Raw genomic sequence first — 19,247 nt, 5'->3', positions numbered from 1 at the left:
AGTATGATCTTTGTGGCGAACTGTTATTCCAGATAAAGCGGTTCCACTACTTCCATCACATTCTCATGGAACCACTCATCCAATTTTGCCTCTACCTTATCCTTTATCTGTGGAGTGATGTATTTCTTCACTTTCTTATAAGCATAAACTGCGGCAAATCCCTTCCCTACCATAAAGACTTGTCCCAAAAGGTCTTCTATACTGGTAGGAAATACAATGGCCACCAAAGCAATCATGATATTTGTCTTTTCACTCTCCGGAGTAGAATCTGCAGTCAGTACATAATAAGCAGTCAGTACGGGACGACCGGCTGCCCGGCCACCTTTCTTTATATACTCCTCTACTTTAAGACGAATCTCGTCCATGGAAAAATTCATTTTCATATTCATAATCTCCTCTTTTTATTTATTAGACGCAGAAAGATAAAGTTTGGTTGCAAAAATCCGCATTTTTTTTCAACATTATACCCTAAATAAGCAGTATCTTTGCACCGCATTTTCACAACCACATAAAATTATAATGAAAACAATAGTAAACGTTCCCTCCCGACAGAACACCATGCGCGAACTGCGGGATTATCTGATGATTGCCTTAGGCATGGTCTTGTACGGTATCGGCTGGACAGTCTTCCTGCTTCCCAACGATATTACTACCGGTGGCGTACCGGGCATTGCATCCATCGTATATTTTGCCACTGGATTTCCCGTCCAATATACGTACTTCGCCATCAACTTCCTGCTTCTATTGCTTGCTCTACGTGTGTTGGGATGGAAGTTCAGCGTAAAGACAATCTTTGCCGTATTCACCCTGACCTTTTTCCTTTCCATTATCCAGAAACTGACCGAGGGTGTTGTCCTCCTGCACGACCAGCCCTTCATGGCTTGTGTCATCGGTGCCTCCTTCTGCGGTAGCGGCATCGGCATCGCCTTTTCCAACAACGGCAGTACTGGCGGCACGGACATCATTGCCGCCGTAATCAACAAATACCGTGACATCACGCTGGGCAGAGTCATGTTGATATGTGACCTTATCATCATCTCGTCCAGTTACTTTGTTCTAAAAGATTGGGAAAAGGTGGTGTATGGCTACGTTACTCTATACATATGCAGCTTCGTGCTCGACCAAGTGGTGAACAGTGCCCGCCAGTCCGTACAATTCTTTATTATCAGCGATAAATATGAGGAGATAGCCAAGCACATCCAGGTATATCCCCACAGAGGTGCAACGGTCATCAACGCCTCGGGCTTCTATACGGGAAAAGAGATAAAAATGCTGTTCGTGCTGGCCAAGAAGCGGGAGTCCACCATCATTTTCCGGCTCATAAAAGACATAGACCCCAATGCCTTTGTATCACAAAGTGCAGTCATCGGAGTCTATGGAGAGGGATTCGACAGAATCAAAGTGAAGTAGAGGATTTCTCGAACTTCCCTTGATTCCAAGTATAAACAATAGGACGGCGGACAAACGGTTTCAGTTTCTCCGCCGCTTCTTTACCCATGTAATCGGTCGTGGTAAAAGTGAATGCCAACGTGGCGTCCTTCGCAGAAAGGTCCGCTTTCATCAGCAGCATGTCGGCCTGGCGACGGGCATCCTGATACTCATAGACATCCACTGTATCCGAGGCCTCAGCGATAAAATCATCCAGAACGGGCAATGCCGGCAGGTAGGACGAAGCAACCAGCTCCTTCCAGTCTGTCGTATAGAACTTGACATGGCTGTCGCAAGCCGGAGCACAAACCGTAGCAACCACACAAATCACCTTCGTACTGTCGTTAATAGGCAAGAGCTTCATCTGCCATGAACTCTGGGGCGTCATCTTCACATGTATATAGTCTGGAGAAAGCTCCGTCATTTCCGATTTACCACCAAATCTGTTGGTCACCTCAGCTTTCATCTTACTTTCCAGAAAGTCTATAAAATCCGCACGGTTCACGGCGCTAAGCAACGGACATATAGAATCCGGCATATTCTTAAAACACGTCTTGGCTTCCTGGGCCTGCAAATACCCCCATCCGATGAAAGCCAAAATCAAAAAAGCACTCAGTTTTCTTATCATAACATTTTAATCATTTCTTCAAGGAAACGGGCATCTGTTTCATCAAAACCGCCCAAATCGTCACTGTCAATATCCAATACTCCCCACACTTCACCGTCCTCACGCTTCAGCGGAACCACGATCTCCGAACGCGACAGCGAGCTGCAGGCTATATGTCCGGGAAATGCATCCACATCGGGCACAACCAACGTCTCGTCTTTATCCCATGCCGTGCCGCAAACACCACGGCCTTTCCTGATGCGCGTACAAGCTATCGGTCCCTGGAAAGGTCCTAACACCAATTCTTCACCCTTCACCAAATAGAAGCCTACCCAAAAGAAATGGAAAGTCTCTTTCAGCGCCGCCGAAACATTCGCCAGATTGGCTATCAAGTCATCTTCACCTGCCAGCAGATTTTTCAGTTGAGGAAGCAAAGCGCGATATTTCTCTGTCTTGCTACCAGCATTTATATATAGGTCTTCTGCCATATATCTCTTGTCTATTTACTCCCCAAATATAGGAAGAACATTCCAATCAACACCAAAATGAGGTCGACAGCCTTGCTTTTTAAATTCTTTTCACGGAAGAAAAGCGCACCGAAAAGGAAGGAAACAACAACGCTTCCACGACGCACCATCGAAACGATGGAAATCATGGAGTCCTCATAGCTCAGGGCATAAAAATAGACAAAGTCTGCCGCACAAAGGAAAATGGAGATACAGATAATGGTCCAGTCCCAACGAAACGGGGTACTTTCTTTTCGCTTGGGGTACCACAACAGCAAGATAATGGGGCACATGATAAAGACTTGGTAGACATTATACCACGACTGCACCAGCATCGGATTGAGCTGCTTCATCAGATATTTGTCATACAGCCCACTGACAGCTCCAGCAACGGCAGCCAGCACGATGAAAAGAATCCATTTGTTATGCTTGAAGTCGATTCCCTCCTTCTTGCCCGAACGGCTCAGCATGAAAAAGGATACTATGGCAAGCATCACGCCAATCCATTGATAAAGGTTCAAGCGTTCGCCAAACACAAGCATGGCACCTACAAGCACCATCACGGGGCGCGTCGCATTAATCGGTCCCACGATGGTCAGCGGCAGATGCTTCATCCCGAAATAACCGAATATCCAGGAAGAGAGCACGATAAACGACTTGACAACAATAAACTTATGCACCTCCCACCCCACCACGGGAACATCAAACATCGTACCTCCCAACACCGACGGCGCAAAGGCAGATACCAGAATGAAAGGAAGAAATATCAGGCTCGAGAACAGCGTGTTCAGGAAAAGTACCGGCAGTACGGCATTGTCACGAAGCGACTTCTTCTTGAAGACATCGTAAAATCCCAATAAGGCAGCAGAGAGGAAAGCAAGCAATAACCACATAGAGTTAATTAAAAATTAAGAATTAAAAATTAAAAGGAGGGGGGTACGTTTTTGTAGTGCATCCCTCTTTTATTCTAAAAAAGTAGTTTCCGGATAGGCTACATCCACTAGAAACAATGCATTTCCGGGAACGGAGGTTCCTGCCTGACAACGGTCCTTCTGTTCGATGACGCGTCGGAAACCCTCAACAGAAAGTTTTCCGCGACCCACTTCGAGCAAAGTACCGACAATGGCGCGTACCATGTTCCGCAGGAACCGGTCGGCCTGGATGGTGAACACCCAGGTCACATCGTCTACCCGGGTCCAGGCGGCATGCATAATCTTGCAATTATTGGTTTTGACATCCGTATGAAGTTTGCTGAAGCTGGTAAAGTCCGTATAGTCAAACAAGGTTTGGGCAGCCTCATTCATCCGTTCAAAGTCCGGTGTTTGGAACAGACGGCAACGGTATTGACGATTGAAAGGCATCTTGGCAGTAGTGACGTAATACTTATACATCCGCGCCGTAGCATCAAAGCGGGCATGTGCATCGGGCTTCACGGCCCGCAAGCGGTATACGGAAATATCGGGAGGAAGCAGACGATTCAGCTTATCCGTCATAAAAACAGTGTCCAGAGGAGAATCACTGTCAAAGTGAGCTACCATCAGTGAGGCATGCACCCCGGCATCGGTACGCCCCGCTCCCACGACTTCCACCTCGCGACGCAGCAAGGTACTCAGCGCCTTCATCAAACACTCCTGCACACTCGCTCCATTCGGCTGGATTTGCCAGCCGTGATAAGCGGTGCCATCATAAGCCAGGTATATAAAATATCGTTGCACGGTCTTTTTTGTGTGCAAAGATAGTGCAAACTTAAGAAGGTTTGAATTATCTTTGCAAGGTTTTCACCACAGATTACACAGATTAACGCAGATTTTTCACAGACATAGTACATTTATAAGATGAGATATTCTTCCAGAATCCTACCTATACTGATAATTGTCGCAGCTGCCGCAACATTCACCTTTGCCGGCTGTAAGAAGAAGGACATGTCGCTCAAGTTGAACGAACCGCGCAACATTCGGGGTGTTGTCAGCTACAAGCGCTCGTTCGGAGACTTGAATGAGAAACATCTCAATGTAGCCCAAGCCATCGGCATACGTGTACTTTCATCCCGCGAGGAAGCAGAAAAGATGAGAGAGCAACTGCAACCTATCACGACAAACGAGCTCTATGCCGTGGATTCACTGACGCATTCCATCCCTTATCTCATTCCGGGCGCCGCCAGCCTGCTGGACACCATCGGACACAACTTCCTTGATTCACTGACCGCCAAGGGGCTGAATCCAAACAAGATAATTGTGACTTCCGTACTCCGCACCCAAGACGACGTAAAACGCCTGCGCCGCCGTAACGGCAATGCTTCTCCAAACTCGGCACATTTTTACGGAACGACATTCGATGTCAGTTGGAAGCGCTTTCAGAAAATAGAAGACGAGGATGGACGTCCTTTGCAGGATGTCAGCGCAGATACCTTAAAACTGGTTCTTTCGGAAGTGCTCCGTGACCTGCGGAAAGCCGATAAATGCTACATCAAGTACGAGTTGAAGCAAGGATGCTTCCACATTACGACAAGAGAGAAATAAGCGGAAAAGAATTAGCGTTAATAGTATTTTTCAATCCCGCCAAACCCTATTATTATTTTGTTCTCTTTCGTTTTACAGATAAAGTTATTTAATCGCCTTTCAAATTCTTCCGGTCGTTTCCTCGCCGCTTCAATGTATGCGATTCGGATACGTTTATAGGGGTCAGAGAAACTCTGATAATTCTTCCATATTCTTTCATCCTCTTTCAATCTGTCGATTATATCATTTGGAAAAACAAAAGGAACCGACAAGACAGTTCGTATTTTATCCTCAAATTCAAGATGTATCATTTTATGCTCCAGCAACCATTTCAACCTTTCTTTGTTGGCTTGCGAATAGGTACTTTTAGGATTCCTGGGCGTGAAACGCTGAATTTTATGTTCTTTGTCAAGTGACTTTATCGTGCTGTCAATCCACCCGAAACAAAGGGCCTCTTCAACAGCGTCATTATATACAATACTTTTCTCGCTTGAAGATTTAGTAGGAAACACAAACCAGACTCCATCGGCAGTATCAAAATTGTCAGCCAGCCACTTCCGCCAATCTTTTCTGTTTTCAAAATATCTTATTTCTGTTGACATGACAAGCCATCCAAATTACACTTCTCTCCTTATTCTTCCAGCATCTTCCACGCTAGCGGCAGGCAGGCAACTATATCCCCCACCGTCATCCCCACTGCCCCCTGCTTCTTGCAGGCAACATCTCCCGCCAGTCCGTGCACATACGTGGCCAGGCAGGCAGCCTTCTCCGGCTCATAGCCTTGGGCAAGCAAGGCAAGCACCACTCCCGTCAGCACATCACCGCTGCCTCCCGTTGCCATACCCGGATTGCCGGTAGGGTTGAAAAAACATTTCCCGGCAGGAGTGACAATGGCAGAATAAGCGCCTTTCAAGATGATATGCACTCCGGCGCTCTTCGCCAGCTCGCGAGCCTTCATCAGGCGTTCGTACGAATTCTGGCATTTGCCTACAAGACGCTCCAGTTCCTTGGGGTGCGGAGTCAGAATACTCCCTTTGGGCAGACGCCCTATATAGTTACGCTTCTCGCCCAGCAAGTTCAGGGCATCAGCATCCACCACCATCGGAGTCTGGCATATCTCTATCTGCTCCAGCAGAGCCGCCTCGGTCTCTGCCGCCTTTCCCAGTCCCGGACCTATCGCCACGGCCTGGTAATCGTCCGTATCAGTAGCGGCGGCAAAGCAGGTGTCGCTGATGTCCAGCTCCGTCATGGCTTCGGGCACGGAAGTCTGCACAATGAAGTTGTTGCAGAACGGCACATGCACCGTCAGCAGCCCCACCCCCGAACGCAGACAAGCACGCGCAGCCAGCACCGAAGCTCCCGCCATTCCCTGCGAACCGGCTATCAGCAGTGCACGGCCGAAGTTCCCCTTATGGGCAAACCGGCTGCGCGGCTTCAGCAGGGCAGACACATCTTCATGCTCCAGCAGGCAGAAGTCCGTTTCCATGTCATGGATGACATCCTCGCTGAGTCCGATGTCCAGTAACTGCCATTCGCCCACATACGGCTCGTTCTCGGCAAAGAGAAATGCCAGTTTCGGCAATTGCAGGCTCAGCGTCAGATGGGCACGGACGATATTCGTATGTACGTTGTAGGTATTGTCCTCACCCATCAGTCCCGATGGGATATCGATGGACACCACCGTGGCGGGCGAAGCGTTGATGTACTTCACTACGGCTGCAAAACCGCCGCTCAGAGCCTTGTTCAAACCGCTGCCGAAGAGACCGTCTATCACCACATGGTCTGCCGTCAGCACGGGAGGTACAAACTGGGTGGTCACTTCGTGGAAGTCCACACCCGGCACGTCGGCCAGCCGCTCCTTGTTCGTCTCGCAGTCCGGCGAAAGCGTCCCTTTCGTATTGAAGAGATACACCTCGAGCCGGTAGCCCTTCCCGGCCAGCAGTCGCGCCAGGGCAAGCGCATCGCCACCGTTGTTCCCCGGTCCGGCAAAAACGGTGAGCGGCGTGTCCGGCTCCCAACGCTCGGCAATGGCACGGGCCAATGCGCGTGAGGCACGTTCCATCAAGTCGATGGAGGCAATCGGTTCATTCTCTATGGTATCTGCATCCAGTTGCTTGATGCTTGTAGTAGGAAATATCTTCATAATAGGATTATCTTAAAATCGTAGAGCAAAGATAGGGCTTTGATTTCAACTGTACAAAGAGAAGACGTTTTTTATCAAGTTGCTTTGCCCCCCGGGAAAAAATATCTGCTCCGTAAGGAAAAGTTGTCTTCAATGCAAAGGATTCTTAGAACAAAGCCTTTATTCTTAGAAACAAAAGCTCTATTTCTATAAACAAAAGCTTTATTTACAGAAACAGAAATTCTGTTTTAAGTTTGCGTAGGCTTACGGATAAGTTTGCACAAGCTTGTCGGCAAGTTCCCGCAGGCTTGTCGGCAAGTTTCTAATTATACCCATTAACTTACGCAAAATAATGACTAATTTTGTACCCTCAACATATAATAAAAGCCAAAACAATAAAAGCATATTCAATGAGTACATCCCGACACCCGAAAGGTCTTTACCTTATCTTCGCCACCAGCACGGCAGAGCGTTTCAGCTACTACGGCATGCGTGCCATCTTCATTCTGTTCCTCACCCAGGCACTCCTTTTCGACAAGGAGCACGCCGCCTCCATCTACGGCAGCTACACCGGACTGGTGTACCTGACACCCTTAATCGGCGGCTACATCGCCGACAAATACTGGGGCATCCGCCGTTCCGTCTTCTGGGGGGCCATGATGATGGCAGTCGGCCAGTTCCTGATGTTTGCCAGTGCCTCGATGCTGGAGGCGCGTGAGCTTTCGCATTGGCTGATGTACGGCGGACTGACTTTCCTTATATTGGGCAACGGCTGCTTCAAGCCCACCGTCTCCTCCCTGGTGGGGCAGCTCTACGAGCCGGGTGACAAACGGCTGGATTCCGCCTACACCATCTTCTATATGGGTGTCAACGTGGGTTCCTTCCTCGCCCCGCTGGTCTGCGGCTATTTTGGCGAGACGGGCAACCCTCACGACTTCCGATGGGGCTTCCTCATTGCCGCCATCGTCACCGTGCTGACGGTCGTCCTCTTCGAAACCCAGAAAAACAAGTACCTCATCGGCCCCGATGGCAAGCCCCTCGGCATTATCCCCGACGCCCGCAAGGAGCGGCCCCAGGCAGACAACACCGCCCGGAAGAGTGCCCACGCCAACGGACGGCCCATGCGCAACTACCTGCTGCTCGCCCTGCTTGCCATCGCGCTTGCCGGTTTCTTCTACTGGTGTTTCGGGAGCGATTGGATAAGCATCGGCATCTTCACCGCCTGCATCGTGTTTCCCGTCAGCATCCTGCTGGAAGGCTCACTCACCAAGACGGAGCGCGACCGCATCTTCGTCATCTACATCATCGCCTTCTTCGTCATTTTCTTCTGGGCGGCCTACGAGCAGGCAGGCGCCTCGCTCACGCTTTTCGCCTCCGAGCAGACCGACCGCGTCATCCTGGGGTGGGAAATGCCCGCCTCCTGGATTCAGTCCTTCAACCCCTTCTTTGTGGTGATACTTGCCGCCATCATGCCGGGCGTATGGGGCGCCCTGGGCAAACGGGGCATGGAGCCCGCCTCGCCCACCAAGCAAGCCATCGGCCTGCTACTGCTTTCACTGGGCTATCTCGTCATCTGCTTTGGGGTGAAAGATGTTCAGCCGGGCATCAAGGTGAGTCTCATTTGGCTGACGGGGCTCTACTTCATCCATACCATGGGCGAAATCTGCCTCTCGCCCATCGGACTCTCCATGGTGAACAAGCTCACGCCCATCCGCTTCGCCTCGCTGATGATGGGGATATGGTACCTCTCCACCGCCACTGCCAATAAGTTTGCAGGCACGCTGAGCGGGCTCTACCCCGAAGCCGGAAAGGTAAAGACGCTGCTGGGTTATCGCATCGAGACAATGTACGATTTCTTCATGGTGTTCGTCGTCATGTCTGCCACGGCATCGCTTATCCTCTTCCTGCTTTCAAAGAAATTACAGAAGATGATGCATGGAGTGGAATAAAAATCGTATTTTTGCGGCAACTTTCTAAAAACATCCCATCTATGGATACCATACAAATAAAAGACAAGATGTTCACAGTCTCCATCAAGGAGCAGGACATACTGAAAGAAGTAACCCGTGTAGCGAACGAAATCAACCGCGACCTGGCAGGAAAGAATCCTCTATTCCTCAGCGTACTGAACGGTTCGTTCATGTTTACCGCCGATTTGCTGAAACGAATCACGATTCCCTGCGAAATTTCGTTTGTCAAATTGGCATCTTATCAAGGAATATCCTCTACCGGGGTAATCAAGGAAGTAATAGGCATCAATGAAGACCTCACAGACCGTACAGTGGTCATTGTAGAGGACATAGTAGATACGGGACTCACCATGCAACGCTTACTGGACACCCTCGGCACTCGCGGTCCCAGGGAGATTCATATTGCCTCCCTACTGGTGAAACCTGATAAGCTGAAAGTTGATTTAAACATAGAATATGTGGCCATGAATATTCCGAACGACTTCATCGTGGGCTACGGGTTGGATTATGACGGCTTCGGGCGCAACTATCCCGACATTTATACTGTAGTAGACTGATACAGACATAATATAGTAAATCATTAAATAATAACTAAGCAAATGTTGAACATTGTAATTTTTGGTGCTCCCGGTTCAGGTAAGGGAACACAAAGTGAAAAGATTGTAGAAAAGTATGGCATCAACCACATCTCTACCGGAGACGTGCTCCGTGCTGAAATGAAAAACGGTACAGAACTGGGCAAGACTGCTAAAGGTTATATCGACCAGGGCCAGTTGATCCCCGATGAGTTGATGATTGATATTCTGGCAAGCGTATTCGACAGCTTCAAGGATAGCAAAGGCGTGATTTTCGACGGCTTCCCCAGAACAATCGCCCAGGCTGAAGCATTAAAGAAGATGCTCGCCGAACGCGGACAGGAAGTCAGCGTGATGCTCGACCTCGACGTGCCCGAAGAAGAACTGATGAAGCGCCTCATCAAGCGCGGACAAGAATCAGGACGTGCAGACGACAATGAAGAGACAATCAAGAAGCGTCTGGTGGTTTACCACTCACAGACAGCTCCGCTGATTGACTGGTACAAGCAGGACGGCAAATACCAACACATCCAGGGCTTCGGCGTATTGGAAGAAATCTTTGCCGATGTTTGCAAGGCTATTGACGCAGTGAAATAACAATAAAACAGAATATGGCTGAATCGAATTTTGTTGACTACGTAAAAATATATTGCCGCTCCGGAAAGGGCGGACGAGGTTCTACGCATATGCGGCGTGAGAAATACATACCCAACGGAGGCCCCGACGGAGGTGACGGAGGACGAGGAGGCCATGTCATCCTGCGGGGTAACCGCAACTACTGGACGCTACTCCATCTGAAGTACGATCGCCACATCCTGGCAGGTCACGGAGAATCCGGTTCCAAAAACCGCAGTTTCGGAAAAGACGGAGCGGACAAGGTGATTGAAGTGCCCTGCGGCACGGTGGTGTACAACGCCGAAACGGGTGAATATATCTGCGACGTCACCGAGCACGAACAAGAAGTCATCTTGCTGAAAGGCGGACGCGGAGGTCTGGGTAACTGGCACTTCAAAACCGCCACACGCCAGGCTCCCCGCTTTGCACAACCGGGCGAACCGATGCAGGAGTTGACGGTAATCATGGAACTGAAGCTGCTGGCAGACGTCGGTCTGGTAGGTTTCCCCAATGCAGGAAAATCCACTTTACTGGCATCCGTTTCTGCGGCGAAGCCCAAAATCGCCAATTATCCGTTTACAACGCTGGAACCCAATCTGGGCATCGTGTCCTATCGCGACAGCAAATCGTTTGTGATGGCGGACATTCCCGGCATCATCGAAGGAGCCAGTGCCGGCAAAGGCTTAGGATTGCGTTTCCTGCGCCACATCGAGCGCAACTCATTGTTGCTGTTCATGGTGCCTGCCGACAGTGACGACATCCGTAAGGAATACGAAATCCTGTTGAACGAGCTTCGCACTTTCAACCCCGAAATGCTGGACAAACAGAGAGTGCTTGCCGTCACCAAATGCGACATGCTCGACCAGGAACTGATGGACGAGATAGAGCCGACACTGCCCGAAGGGATTCCGCATATATTCATCTCTGCTGTCTCCGGCATGGGCATCTCTACGCTGAAAGACATCCTTTGGGAAGAGCTGAACAAGGAAAGTAATAAGATAGAAGGCAAAGTGGACAGCATTGCCCATCGCGCCAAAGACCTCAGCCACCTGCAGGAAGAATTGAAAGAAGAGGGTGAGGACGAGGACCTCAGCTATGAATACGTCAACGACGACGAGGACATAGAGGACCTCGAGGACTTTGAATACGAAGAAGATTGGGAGGAAGATAAAAAATGATTCCTCTTACAGAAGATAGGAAAATGTTGGGATATGAGCTGCTTGCCTCATATCCCGGCATTTCTTGTTTTGTAACCACCCGCCACGGTGGATGCAGCCAAGGTAACTATGCCTCCCTCAACTGTACACCTTACACGGGAGACGAAGCCGAAGCTGTACGCCGCAACCAGGAAATAGTATGTTCTTCCCTGCCCCAACGCCCCCAAGAACTGGTCATCCCGTTTCAGACCCACGGGACAAAGGCACTTGTCATTGACGGAACTTATCTGCATGCAACAGCAGAAGAACGCCACTCCATGTTGCAGGGCATTGATGCACTGATAACCCGTGAACCGGGCTGCTGCATCTGCATCTCTACGGCAGACTGCATTCCCATCCTGCTCTACGACCGGAAGAATGCCGTGATAGCCGCTGTTCATGCCGGATGGCGCGGCACTGTGAATTACATCCTCGGCCACACACTCGACAAGATGCGTGCCCGCTATGGCACAGAGGGCAAAGAAGTGATAGCCTGCATCGGCCCCGGCATCTCCCTTTCCGCCTTCGAGGTAGGCGACGAAGTCTATGAAGCATTCCGCAAGAACGGTTTCCAGATGGATTACATCTCCGAATGGAAACCCGCCACCCACAAATACCATATCGACCTATGGGCTGCCAACCGACTGCAACTACTGGACTTCGGAGTACCTTCCGCACAAGTGGAGACAGCCAATATATGTACTTTTACCCAATATGAAGAGTTTTTCTCGGCACGCCGGATGGGTATCAAATCCGGAAGGATATTGTCGGGAATCATGTTAACCCATTCAAACGGATTGCATTAATGTATCATATCACACTTTCTAAAGAAATCAAGCAGAATTGCCCCGAATTCCGCGGTGCAGCCGTATTTGCCGAAGTGACAAATACCCCATATTGCGAAGGGTTGTGGCAAGAAATCGCAACTTTCACCCAAGAGCTAAGAGCCCGTGAAACCACGGACAGCATCAAGTACCAACCCGTCATTGCCGCCACCCGCGAAGCCTACAAACGTTGCGGCAAGGACCCCAGCCGCTACCGTCCCTCGGCCGAAGCACTGAGACGGCGACTGCTGCGCGGATTGGAACTCTATCAGATAGATACGTTGGTAGACCTTATCAACCTTGTCTCCCTACGTACGGGCCACTCTATCGGCGGATTTGATGCCGACGAGATACAAGGGACCGACCTTGAGCTGGGCATAGGACGTGCCGAGGAATTGTTCGAGGGTATAGGCCGCGGCATGCTGAACATAGAAGGGCTGCCCGTCTACCGCGACCGTATAGGCGGTATCGGTACCCCGACCAGCGACCACGAACGCACCAAGATGAAACTTGAAACCCGCCATATCCTTGCCATTGTCAACGGCTACAACGGGCAGGAAGGTCTGAAAGAAGCAGCCGAAATGATATTGGAACTGTTGGAGAAATATGCTTCCTCTACCAGTGGGACTATACAATATTTTGAATAAATGAGAATCCGTATTCTTGTCCCTCTCCTGCTCATAGCCCTTGGTGCCACGGCACAAGGGAAGAAAACGGTCTTTTCCACCATGGAAACCAACCATATCCGCGTTGCCACTCCGGGACTGTTTTCGCAAAGAGAACTGATAGAGCTACCTTTGGAGGACATTCCGGACACGGAATACTCCTTTCCCCTGCCTGGAGGAAAAGTCATCTCCCCTTACGGACGGGGGCGGGGACGCCACAGTGGCATAGACATCAAGACCTACGCCAAAGACACCATACGGAGTGCCTTCAACGGCGTAGTACGGATGTCCAAGCCTTATAGCGCCTACGGCAATGTCGTCGTCGTACGCCATGACTTCGGACTGGAAACGATATACAGCCACAACTTCAAAAACCTTGTACATTGTGGCGACACAGTCAAAGCCGGACAGCCCATCGCACTGACCGGACGCACCGGACGCGCCTCTACTGAGCATCTGCACTTCGAGACACGCGTCAACGGGCAGCACTTCGACCCCAATATTATCTTCAACATGAAGGAACAGACGCTGAACCGACAACGTATCGGATGCTCAAAAAAAGGAAACGGCATCGTCGTGCAACAATTACCGACAATCTACCCGAAGCCACTGCAAAAAAAATACCCAATGGAACTGTTTAAGTATCCAAACGTTTCACTACATTTGCAGAACGTTTCACTAAAAGAACGAATTGAACTTTAAAACATATCAATGATAGAAAAACTGATTGTTCTTGAAGATATTGACCCGGTAATATTTTATGGCGTAAACAACGCCAACATGCAGCTGATAAAGGCCTTGTATCCCAAGCTTCGCATCGTTGCCCGCGGCAATGTCATCAAAGTATTGGGTGATGAGGAGGAAATGTGTGCATTCGAGGAGAACATCACCAAGCTGGAGAAATACTGTGCCGAATACAACTCTTTGAAAGAAGAGGTCATTATAGACATCATCAAAGGCAATGCCCCGCAAGCGGAAAAATCGGGCAATGTCATTGTATTCAGCGTAACCGGAAAGCCGATTATCCCGCGCAGCGAGAACCAGCTGAAGCTGGTAGAGGCATTTGCCAAGAATGACATGCTGTTTGCCATCGGTCCCGCCGGTTCAGGAAAGACCTATACAGCCATCGCGCTTGCCGTGCGGGCACTAAAGAATAAGGAGATAAAGAAAATCATCCTCAGCCGCCCTGCCGTAGAAGCCGGAGAAAAGCTCGGTTTCCTGCCCGGCGACATGAAGGACAAGATAGACCCGTATCTGCAACCACTCTATGACGCCCTGCAGGACATGATACCTGCCGCCAAGCTGAAAGAGTATATGGAGCTGAACATCATCCAGATTGCCCCCCTCGCCTTTATGCGCGGACGCACACTGAACGATGCCGTCGTCATTCTGGATGAAGCGCAGAACACGACCACCCAGCAAATCAAGATGTTCCTCACCCGCATGGGCATGAACACCAAGATGATTGTCACGGGAGACATGACGCAGATTGACTTGCCTTCCTCCCAGACTTCCGGTCTGGTGCAGGCACTGAAGATTCTGAAAGGCGTAAAAGGCATCAGTTTCGTGGAGCTGAACAAGAAAGACATCGTACGCCATAAGTTGGTAACTCAGATTGTGGAGGCCTACGAGAAGTTCGACAAGGAAGCGAAAGCGGAGCGTGAACGACGCAAAGCCGAACAAGCCGATAGTAAGATTGAACAGAAACAGTAAATTCTCAAAATCGTAAATATTACAAAGATGAAAGCATTAACAGCAACTGAATTTAACTTTCCCGGACAGAAAAGCGTGTACCACGGAAAAGTTCGTGATGTGTACAACATCAATGGTGAAAAGTTGGTCATGGTAGCTACCGACCGCATCTCAGCCTTTGACGTAGTATTGCCGAAAGGTATTCCCTTCAAAGGACAAATGCTGAACCAGATTGCAGCAAAATTCCTGGATGCCACAACCGACATCTGCCCCAACTGGAAAATGGCTACACCCGATCCGATGGTGACGGTAGGTGTGATGTGTGAAGGATTCCCCGTAGAAATGATTGTACGCGGTTACCTCTGTGGCAGCGCATGGCGTGCCTACAAGAGCGGTGTACGTGAAATCTGCGGCGTGAAGTTGCCCGAAGGAATGAAGGAGAACCAGAAGTTCCCCGAACCCATCATCACCCCGACTACCAAAGCCGAAATTGGCGAACACGATGCCGACATCTCCAAAGAAGAAATCCTAGCACAAGGACTTGCCACGCCCGAAGAATATGCCGTATTGGAAAAATACACAATGGCTCTCTTCAAACGCGGTACAGAGATTGCAGCGGAACGCGGATTGATTCTGGTAGACACCAAATACGAATTCGGCAAGCACGACGGCAAGATTTATCTGATGGACGAAATCCATACCCCGGACTCCAGCCGTTATTTCTACTCCGAAGGCTACGAAGAACGTTTTGCCAAAGGCGAACCGCAGAAACAACTTTCCAAGGAATTTGTACGCGAATGGCTGATGGACAACGGTTTTCAGGGTAAGGAAGGACAACAGGTACCGGAAATGACAGACGAAATCGTTACTTCAATCAGCGAACGTTACATCGAACTGTACGAACACATCACCGGCGAGAAGTTCGTAAAGGAAGATACCGACAACATTGCCGAACGCATTGAAAAGAATGTAACTAATTACTTAATGTGATAATATGCCAATGTGCTAATGACCTTGCGGCATAATAGCGCAGCCAATTAGCACATTGGCATATCAGCACATTAGCACATAAAAAAATCATGGATTACCCCCAAGAACACATCAAGCCCTACGGCGCTGACGGTAAGAAGAGCGAACAAGTGGAAGAAATGTTCGACAACATCGCTCCTGCCTACGACAAGCTGAATCACACCCTATCCATGGGTATTGACCGCAGCTGGCGCAGGAAGGCAATCAAATACCTCCTTCCTTTCCACCCCCGACGTATCATGGACGTAGCTACCGGCACCGGTGATTTCGCCATCCTTGCATGTCGCGAACTGCAACCCGATGCTTTGATTGGTACCGACATCTCGGAAGGCATGATGAACGTGGGGCGCGAAAAAGTAAAACGGGCGCACCTCTCGGACAAGATTTCATTTGCCCGGGAGGACTGCACCTCTCTCTCGTTTGCCGATGAGAGTTTCGATGCTGTAACCGTAGCGTTCGGCATCCGCAACTTCGAAGGGCTGGATAAAGGACTGTCCGAAATGTGCCGCGTACTGACAGCTGGCGGACATCTCGTCATACTGGAACTCTCCACACCGGACCGCTTCCCGATGAAACAACTGTTTACCATTTACTCCAAAGTCGTTATCCCCCTGCTCGGTAAATGTATTTCGAAAGACAACAGCGCCTACACTTATCTGCCGGAAAGCATCCGTGCCTTCCCTCAAGGAGAAGTGATGCAGGAAGTTATCCGCAAGGCCGGTTTCAGTGAAGTACACTTCAAGCGGCTCACTTTCGGAATATGCACGTTGTATACAGCCAGAAAATAATCATTAATTCCCCTTTAACACACCCTCATTATGCAGAAATACGGTTTAATAGGTTACCCGTTGAAACATTCCTTTTCCATCGGATATTTCAATGAGAAATTCACGGCAGAAAACATTGATGCAGAATATGTAAACTTCGAAATTCCACGTATCGAGGATTTCATGGAAGTTATCGAGGAAAATCCCAACCTCTGTGGACTGAATGTAACTATCCCTTACAAGGAGCAAGTCATCCCCTACCTAGACGAACTGGACAAAGACACGGCCAAGATAGGCGCCGTCAATGTCATTAAGATTATCCGCCTTCCCAAAGGCAAGGTAAAGCTGGTTGGCTACAATTCCGACATCATAGGATTCACACAATCCATAGAACCGCTTTTGCAACCACATCACAAGAAAGCCCTGATTCTGGGCACCGGCGGCGCATCGAAAGCCGTATATCGCGGGCTGGAGAACCTGGGGATAAAAAGCACCTTCGTATCGCGCACCAAGAAAGAGGACAAATACCTCATTTACGAAGAGCTGACACCGGAAATCATGCAGGAGTACACGGTGATTGTCAACTGTACCCCCGTAGGCATGTACCCCAAAGTGGACTTCTGTCCCAACATTCCTTACGAGCTACTGACCCCCAACCATTTGCTCTACGATTTGTTATATAATCCAAACGAAACCCTCTTCATGAAGAAAGGCCAGGCACAAGGAGCCGTCACCAAGAACGGACTGGAGATGTTGCTGTTGCAGGCCTTTGCCGCATGGGAAATTTGGAATAAATAATGAAGAAAGCCATAAAATATTCGATTCTCGGTCTGGCTGCCCTCTGCACCGTACTGTTGTGCGGAGGGTACTATATGCTGGGCTATTCCCTGAAACCGGACGACCTCGTTTCACGCAGCCGCAACATAGCCGCATCCTACGATTTCATGTACGAGCGCTATCCCGAACTGCACCCCTGGGTGGATAGCCTGATGACCGCAGGAGCACTGAAGGACTTCTACATCGAGAACGACCGCGGAGAGACGCTGCATGCACTCTACGTTGCCGCCGCCCACCCCACCCTCAAAACAGCAGTCATCGTACACGGATATACGGATAATGCCGTGCGCATGCTGATGATAGGCTATCTGTACAGCAAGGAGATGGGGTTCAACATCCTGCTGCCCGACCTTTACGGACACGGGATGAGCGAAGGGAACCATGTACAGATGGGCTGGAAAGACCGGCTCGACGTGTTGCAATGGACCGAGACCGCCGATGAGCTTTTCGGACGCAACCATGCGGACAGCATAGCGTCCCGCAGTACAAAGATGGTAGTACACGGCATCTCCATGGGAGCCGCCACCACCATGATGGTATCCGGCGAAGTGGAACACGGACAATACCAACAGCCATTCATCAAGTGTTTTGTGGAAGACTGCGGTTATACAAGCGTATGGGATGAGTTTCGCGGAGAGTTGAAAGAACAGTTCGGACTGCCCGCTTTCCCCCTACTGCATACTGCAAGCTGGCTCTGCCGGCAGGAGTACGGATGGGACTTCCGTGAAGCTTCTGCCCTGGAGCAAGTAAAGAAATGTACTTTGCCGATGCTCTTCATCCACGGTGATGCCGACACCTTTGTACCGACGTGGATGGCTTATCCCCTCTATGAAGCCAAGCCCGAACCCAAAGAATTATGGATTGTACCCGGTGCCACACATGCCATGTCTTACAAGGATTATCCGCAGGAATACACCGAGCATGTAAAGAAATTCGTAGGGAAATACATACATTGACGTGATTTTTCCTATCTTCGCCGCAACAAACATTGGTAATATGAAACGATTTATTTCCATAGCATTCTTCCTGTGCTTGTTCATATCCTTGCAGGCACAAGAAGTCTACACCACTAAGAACATTCCTAAAGTACACCTTCAGGACAAGACGCGTTATGTCTGCAACCCTGCCGACATCTTATCCAAAGAGGCATGTGCCGACATAGACCGCATGCTCTACGCATTGGAGCAGCAGACTGGTATTGAAACGGTAGTTGCCGTTGTTCCCTCCATCGGACAAGAAGACTGTTTTGATTTCTCACACCAGCTGCTCAATGAATGGGGAGTAGGGAAAAAAGAAAAAAACAACGGTTTGGTCATTCTGCTGGTAACCGACCAACGCTGCATCCAGTTTTATACGGGATACGGTTTAGAAGGGGACCTTCCTGATGCCATCTGCAAACGTATACAGACCAAATACATGATTCCCTATCTGAAAGACGGTAATTGGGATGCCGGAATGGTAGCGGGTGTAAAGGCAGTCTGTTCACGTCTTGACGGCACTATGGTGAATGACACGGAAGAGGAGGATGACCTCTCCGTAGGAGGTATCCTACTGGGGCTTATCGGTTTCCTCGCAGTGGCATCTATTATAGGTATCCTTGCCCAACGCGCTGCCAACAAATGCCCCAACTGCGGACAACATAAATTGCAACGTAGCAGCAGCATACTCATCTCACGCCGCAATGGAGTGAAAACGGAAGATGTGACCTACACCTGCCGCAATTGCGGACATAAAGTAGTGCGCCGCCAGCAGTCATACGATGAAAATTACCGGGGAGGAGGCGGAGGTGGTCCGGTCATCTTCGGTGGTGGAGGTCTCTTCGGCGGAAGTGGCGGAGGAGGCTTCAGCGGTGGTAGCTTCGGAGGCGGTATGGGAGGTGGCGGTGGAGCCGGTTCCCGGTTCTAACGCCGAGGATG

At 49.8% G+C, this 19,247-nt stretch carries 22 protein-coding genes; 15 read left to right on the top strand and 7 right to left on the bottom strand.

What is annotated here, in order from left to right:
* Positions 1-23 precede the first annotated feature (23 nt).
* Positions 24-389, bottom strand: a complete 366-nt coding sequence (locus CSD97_RS13300; protein WP_098032554.1) for a hypothetical protein — start codon at positions 387-389, stop codon at positions 24-26.
* Between the two features lie 130 nt (positions 390-519).
* Between CSD97_RS13300 and CSD97_RS13295 the strand changes: the two genes are divergently transcribed.
* Positions 520-1,410, top strand: a complete 891-nt coding sequence (locus CSD97_RS13295; protein ID WP_005823655.1) for a YitT family protein — start codon at positions 520-522, stop codon at positions 1,408-1,410.
* Here the strand turns inward: CSD97_RS13295 and CSD97_RS13290 are convergent.
* The 4 genes from CSD97_RS13290 to truA all read right to left on the bottom strand — a co-directional run bounded on the left by CSD97_RS13290 (position 1,397) and on the right by truA (position 4,256).
* Positions 1,397-2,056 carry a DUF3256 family protein gene (locus CSD97_RS13290; RefSeq protein ID WP_098032553.1) on the bottom strand — a complete coding sequence of 220 codons (660 nt, stop codon included), beginning with the start codon at positions 2,054-2,056 and terminating at the stop codon, positions 1,397-1,399. The two genes, CSD97_RS13295 and CSD97_RS13290, sit on opposite strands and share 14 nt — an antisense overlap.
* Positions 2,053-2,523 (bottom strand): GAF domain-containing protein, encoded by a 471-nt coding sequence (locus tag CSD97_RS13285; RefSeq protein ID WP_005835425.1) that lies wholly within the window; start codon positions 2,521-2,523, stop codon positions 2,053-2,055. The genes CSD97_RS13290 and CSD97_RS13285 overlap by 4 nt, the downstream gene beginning before the upstream one ends.
* An 11-nt stretch (positions 2,524-2,534) precedes the next feature.
* Positions 2,535-3,434: a DMT family transporter gene (locus CSD97_RS13280; RefSeq protein ID WP_005823661.1), complete on the bottom strand. Its 900-nt coding sequence runs from the start codon at positions 3,432-3,434 to the stop codon at positions 2,535-2,537.
* A gap of 69 nt (positions 3,435-3,503) precedes the next feature.
* Complete coding sequence (gene truA, locus CSD97_RS13275; RefSeq protein ID WP_034523355.1) at positions 3,504-4,256, bottom strand: tRNA pseudouridine(38-40) synthase TruA; 753 nt, start codon at positions 4,254-4,256, stop codon at positions 3,504-3,506.
* A 120-nt stretch (positions 4,257-4,376) separates the two neighbouring features.
* Here truA and CSD97_RS13270 point away from each other — a divergent pair, with 120 nt between their 5' ends.
* On the top strand, positions 4,377-5,060 hold the full coding sequence (locus CSD97_RS13270) for a DUF5715 family protein (RefSeq protein WP_005823664.1): 684 nt from the start codon (positions 4,377-4,379) through the stop codon (positions 5,058-5,060).
* 17 nt (positions 5,061-5,077) lie between these two features.
* On the opposite strand, the gene CSD97_RS13265 is transcribed toward CSD97_RS13270, so the two are convergent.
* Both CSD97_RS13265 and CSD97_RS13260 read right to left on the bottom strand, forming a co-directional pair.
* On the bottom strand, positions 5,078-5,641 hold the full coding sequence (locus CSD97_RS13265) for a YdeI/OmpD-associated family protein (protein ID WP_005823665.1): 564 nt from the start codon (positions 5,639-5,641) through the stop codon (positions 5,078-5,080).
* 29 nt (positions 5,642-5,670) lie between these two features.
* Complete coding sequence (locus CSD97_RS13260) at positions 5,671-7,182, bottom strand: NAD(P)H-hydrate dehydratase (protein WP_005823666.1); 1,512 nt, start codon at positions 7,180-7,182, stop codon at positions 5,671-5,673.
* Positions 7,183-7,571: 389 nt separating this feature from the next.
* On the opposite strand from CSD97_RS13260, the gene CSD97_RS13255 reads away from it, so the two are divergent.
* From CSD97_RS13255 to CSD97_RS13195, 13 genes are all read left to right on the top strand, one after another.
* A complete protein-coding gene (locus CSD97_RS13255; RefSeq protein ID WP_005835421.1) occupies positions 7,572-9,110 on the top strand; it encodes a peptide MFS transporter in 1,539 nt (512 codons plus the stop codon).
* 41 nt (positions 9,111-9,151) lie between these two features.
* Complete coding sequence (hpt, locus tag CSD97_RS13250; RefSeq protein WP_098032552.1) at positions 9,152-9,688, top strand: hypoxanthine phosphoribosyltransferase; 537 nt, start codon at positions 9,152-9,154, stop codon at positions 9,686-9,688.
* Between the two features lie 42 nt (positions 9,689-9,730).
* Positions 9,731-10,303 (top strand): adenylate kinase, encoded by a 573-nt coding sequence (locus tag CSD97_RS13245; RefSeq protein WP_005823672.1) that lies wholly within the window; start codon positions 9,731-9,733, stop codon positions 10,301-10,303.
* A gap of 14 nt (positions 10,304-10,317) precedes the next feature.
* On the top strand, positions 10,318-11,499 hold the full coding sequence (gene obgE / locus CSD97_RS13240; RefSeq protein WP_005823673.1) for a GTPase ObgE: 1,182 nt from the start codon (positions 10,318-10,320) through the stop codon (positions 11,497-11,499).
* Positions 11,496-12,323 (top strand): peptidoglycan editing factor PgeF, encoded by an 828-nt coding sequence (gene pgeF, locus CSD97_RS13235; protein ID WP_009037100.1) that lies wholly within the window; start codon positions 11,496-11,498, stop codon positions 12,321-12,323. Before obgE ends, pgeF begins: the two co-directional genes overlap by 4 nt.
* Entirely contained in the window at positions 12,323-12,988 is a 666-nt protein-coding gene (locus CSD97_RS13230) for a phenylalanine--tRNA ligase beta subunit-related protein (RefSeq protein WP_005823677.1), read from the top strand. Before pgeF ends, CSD97_RS13230 begins: the two co-directional genes overlap by 1 nt.
* Positions 12,989-13,708: a M23 family metallopeptidase gene (locus CSD97_RS13225; RefSeq protein WP_005823679.1), complete on the top strand. Its 720-nt coding sequence runs from the start codon at positions 12,989-12,991 to the stop codon at positions 13,706-13,708.
* Positions 13,709-13,717: 9 nt separating this feature from the next.
* Positions 13,718-14,719 (top strand): PhoH family protein, encoded by a 1,002-nt coding sequence (locus CSD97_RS13220; protein WP_005823681.1) that lies wholly within the window; start codon positions 13,718-13,720, stop codon positions 14,717-14,719.
* Between the two features lie 27 nt (positions 14,720-14,746).
* The gene (locus tag CSD97_RS13215) at positions 14,747-15,688 is read left to right on the top strand and encodes a phosphoribosylaminoimidazolesuccinocarboxamide synthase (RefSeq protein WP_098032551.1); all 942 of its coding nucleotides are present in this window, start codon (positions 14,747-14,749) and stop codon (positions 15,686-15,688) included.
* Between the two features lie 89 nt (positions 15,689-15,777).
* Positions 15,778-16,515, top strand: a complete 738-nt coding sequence (gene ubiE, locus CSD97_RS13210) for a bifunctional demethylmenaquinone methyltransferase/2-methoxy-6-polyprenyl-1,4-benzoquinol methylase UbiE (protein ID WP_098032550.1) — start codon at positions 15,778-15,780, stop codon at positions 16,513-16,515.
* 30 nt (positions 16,516-16,545) lie between these two features.
* Positions 16,546-17,292, top strand: a complete 747-nt coding sequence (locus tag CSD97_RS13205; RefSeq protein ID WP_098032549.1) for a shikimate dehydrogenase — start codon at positions 16,546-16,548, stop codon at positions 17,290-17,292.
* Positions 17,292-18,287, top strand: a complete 996-nt coding sequence (locus tag CSD97_RS13200; protein WP_098032548.1) for an alpha/beta hydrolase — start codon at positions 17,292-17,294, stop codon at positions 18,285-18,287. Before CSD97_RS13205 ends, CSD97_RS13200 begins: the two co-directional genes overlap by 1 nt.
* Before the next feature lie 40 nt (positions 18,288-18,327).
* On the top strand, positions 18,328-19,236 hold the full coding sequence (locus CSD97_RS13195) for a TPM domain-containing protein (protein ID WP_098032547.1): 909 nt from the start codon (positions 18,328-18,330) through the stop codon (positions 19,234-19,236).
* The last annotated feature ends 11 nt before the right edge of the window (positions 19,237-19,247 follow it).

The organism is Bacteroides sp. AR29 (genome assembly GCF_900217715.1).
Lineage (GTDB): Bacteria > Bacteroidota > Bacteroidia > Bacteroidales > Bacteroidaceae > Bacteroides > Bacteroides uniformis.
Note: the sequence above shows the minus strand (reverse complement) of the source record. Positions and strands in the feature narration are given on the sequence as shown.

Excerpts from the sequence above, each read along its gene's own strand:
- CSD97_RS13230 (WP_005823677.1), top strand. The coding sequence starts at position 12,323 with ATGTATCATATCACACTTTCTAAAGAAATCAAGCAGAATTGCCCCGAA.
- CSD97_RS13195 (WP_098032547.1), top strand. The coding sequence starts at position 18,328 with ATGAAACGATTTATTTCCATAGCATTCTTCCTGTGCTTGTTCATATCC.
- pgeF (WP_009037100.1), top strand. The coding sequence starts at position 11,496 with ATGATTCCTCTTACAGAAGATAGGAAAATGTTGGGATATGAGCTGCTT.
- CSD97_RS13265 (WP_005823665.1), bottom strand. The coding sequence starts at position 5,641 with ATGTCAACAGAAATAAGATATTTTGAAAACAGAAAAGATTGGCGGAAG.
- CSD97_RS13225 (WP_005823679.1), top strand. The coding sequence starts at position 12,989 with ATGAGAATCCGTATTCTTGTCCCTCTCCTGCTCATAGCCCTTGGTGCC.
- CSD97_RS13255 (WP_005835421.1), top strand. The coding sequence starts at position 7,572 with ATGAGTACATCCCGACACCCGAAAGGTCTTTACCTTATCTTCGCCACC.
- CSD97_RS13280 (WP_005823661.1), bottom strand. The coding sequence starts at position 3,434 with ATGTGGTTATTGCTTGCTTTCCTCTCTGCTGCCTTATTGGGATTTTAC.
- CSD97_RS13285 (WP_005835425.1), bottom strand. The coding sequence starts at position 2,523 with ATGGCAGAAGACCTATATATAAATGCTGGTAGCAAGACAGAGAAATAT.
- CSD97_RS13215 (WP_098032551.1), top strand. The coding sequence starts at position 14,747 with ATGAAAGCATTAACAGCAACTGAATTTAACTTTCCCGGACAGAAAAGC.
- CSD97_RS13200 (WP_098032548.1), top strand. The coding sequence starts at position 17,292 with ATGAAGAAAGCCATAAAATATTCGATTCTCGGTCTGGCTGCCCTCTGC.
- hpt (WP_098032552.1), top strand. The coding sequence starts at position 9,152 with ATGGATACCATACAAATAAAAGACAAGATGTTCACAGTCTCCATCAAG.
- CSD97_RS13290 (WP_098032553.1), bottom strand. The coding sequence starts at position 2,056 with ATGATAAGAAAACTGAGTGCTTTTTTGATTTTGGCTTTCATCGGATGG.
- CSD97_RS13245 (WP_005823672.1), top strand. The coding sequence starts at position 9,731 with ATGTTGAACATTGTAATTTTTGGTGCTCCCGGTTCAGGTAAGGGAACA.
- CSD97_RS13300 (WP_098032554.1), bottom strand. The coding sequence starts at position 389 with ATGAATATGAAAATGAATTTTTCCATGGACGAGATTCGTCTTAAAGTA.
- ubiE (WP_098032550.1), top strand. The coding sequence starts at position 15,778 with ATGGATTACCCCCAAGAACACATCAAGCCCTACGGCGCTGACGGTAAG.
- CSD97_RS13220 (WP_005823681.1), top strand. The coding sequence starts at position 13,718 with ATGATAGAAAAACTGATTGTTCTTGAAGATATTGACCCGGTAATATTT.
- obgE (WP_005823673.1), top strand. The coding sequence starts at position 10,318 with ATGGCTGAATCGAATTTTGTTGACTACGTAAAAATATATTGCCGCTCC.
- CSD97_RS13205 (WP_098032549.1), top strand. The coding sequence starts at position 16,546 with ATGCAGAAATACGGTTTAATAGGTTACCCGTTGAAACATTCCTTTTCC.
- CSD97_RS13295 (WP_005823655.1), top strand. The coding sequence starts at position 520 with ATGAAAACAATAGTAAACGTTCCCTCCCGACAGAACACCATGCGCGAA.
- CSD97_RS13270 (WP_005823664.1), top strand. The coding sequence starts at position 4,377 with ATGAGATATTCTTCCAGAATCCTACCTATACTGATAATTGTCGCAGCT.
- CSD97_RS13260 (WP_005823666.1), bottom strand. The coding sequence starts at position 7,182 with ATGAAGATATTTCCTACTACAAGCATCAAGCAACTGGATGCAGATACC.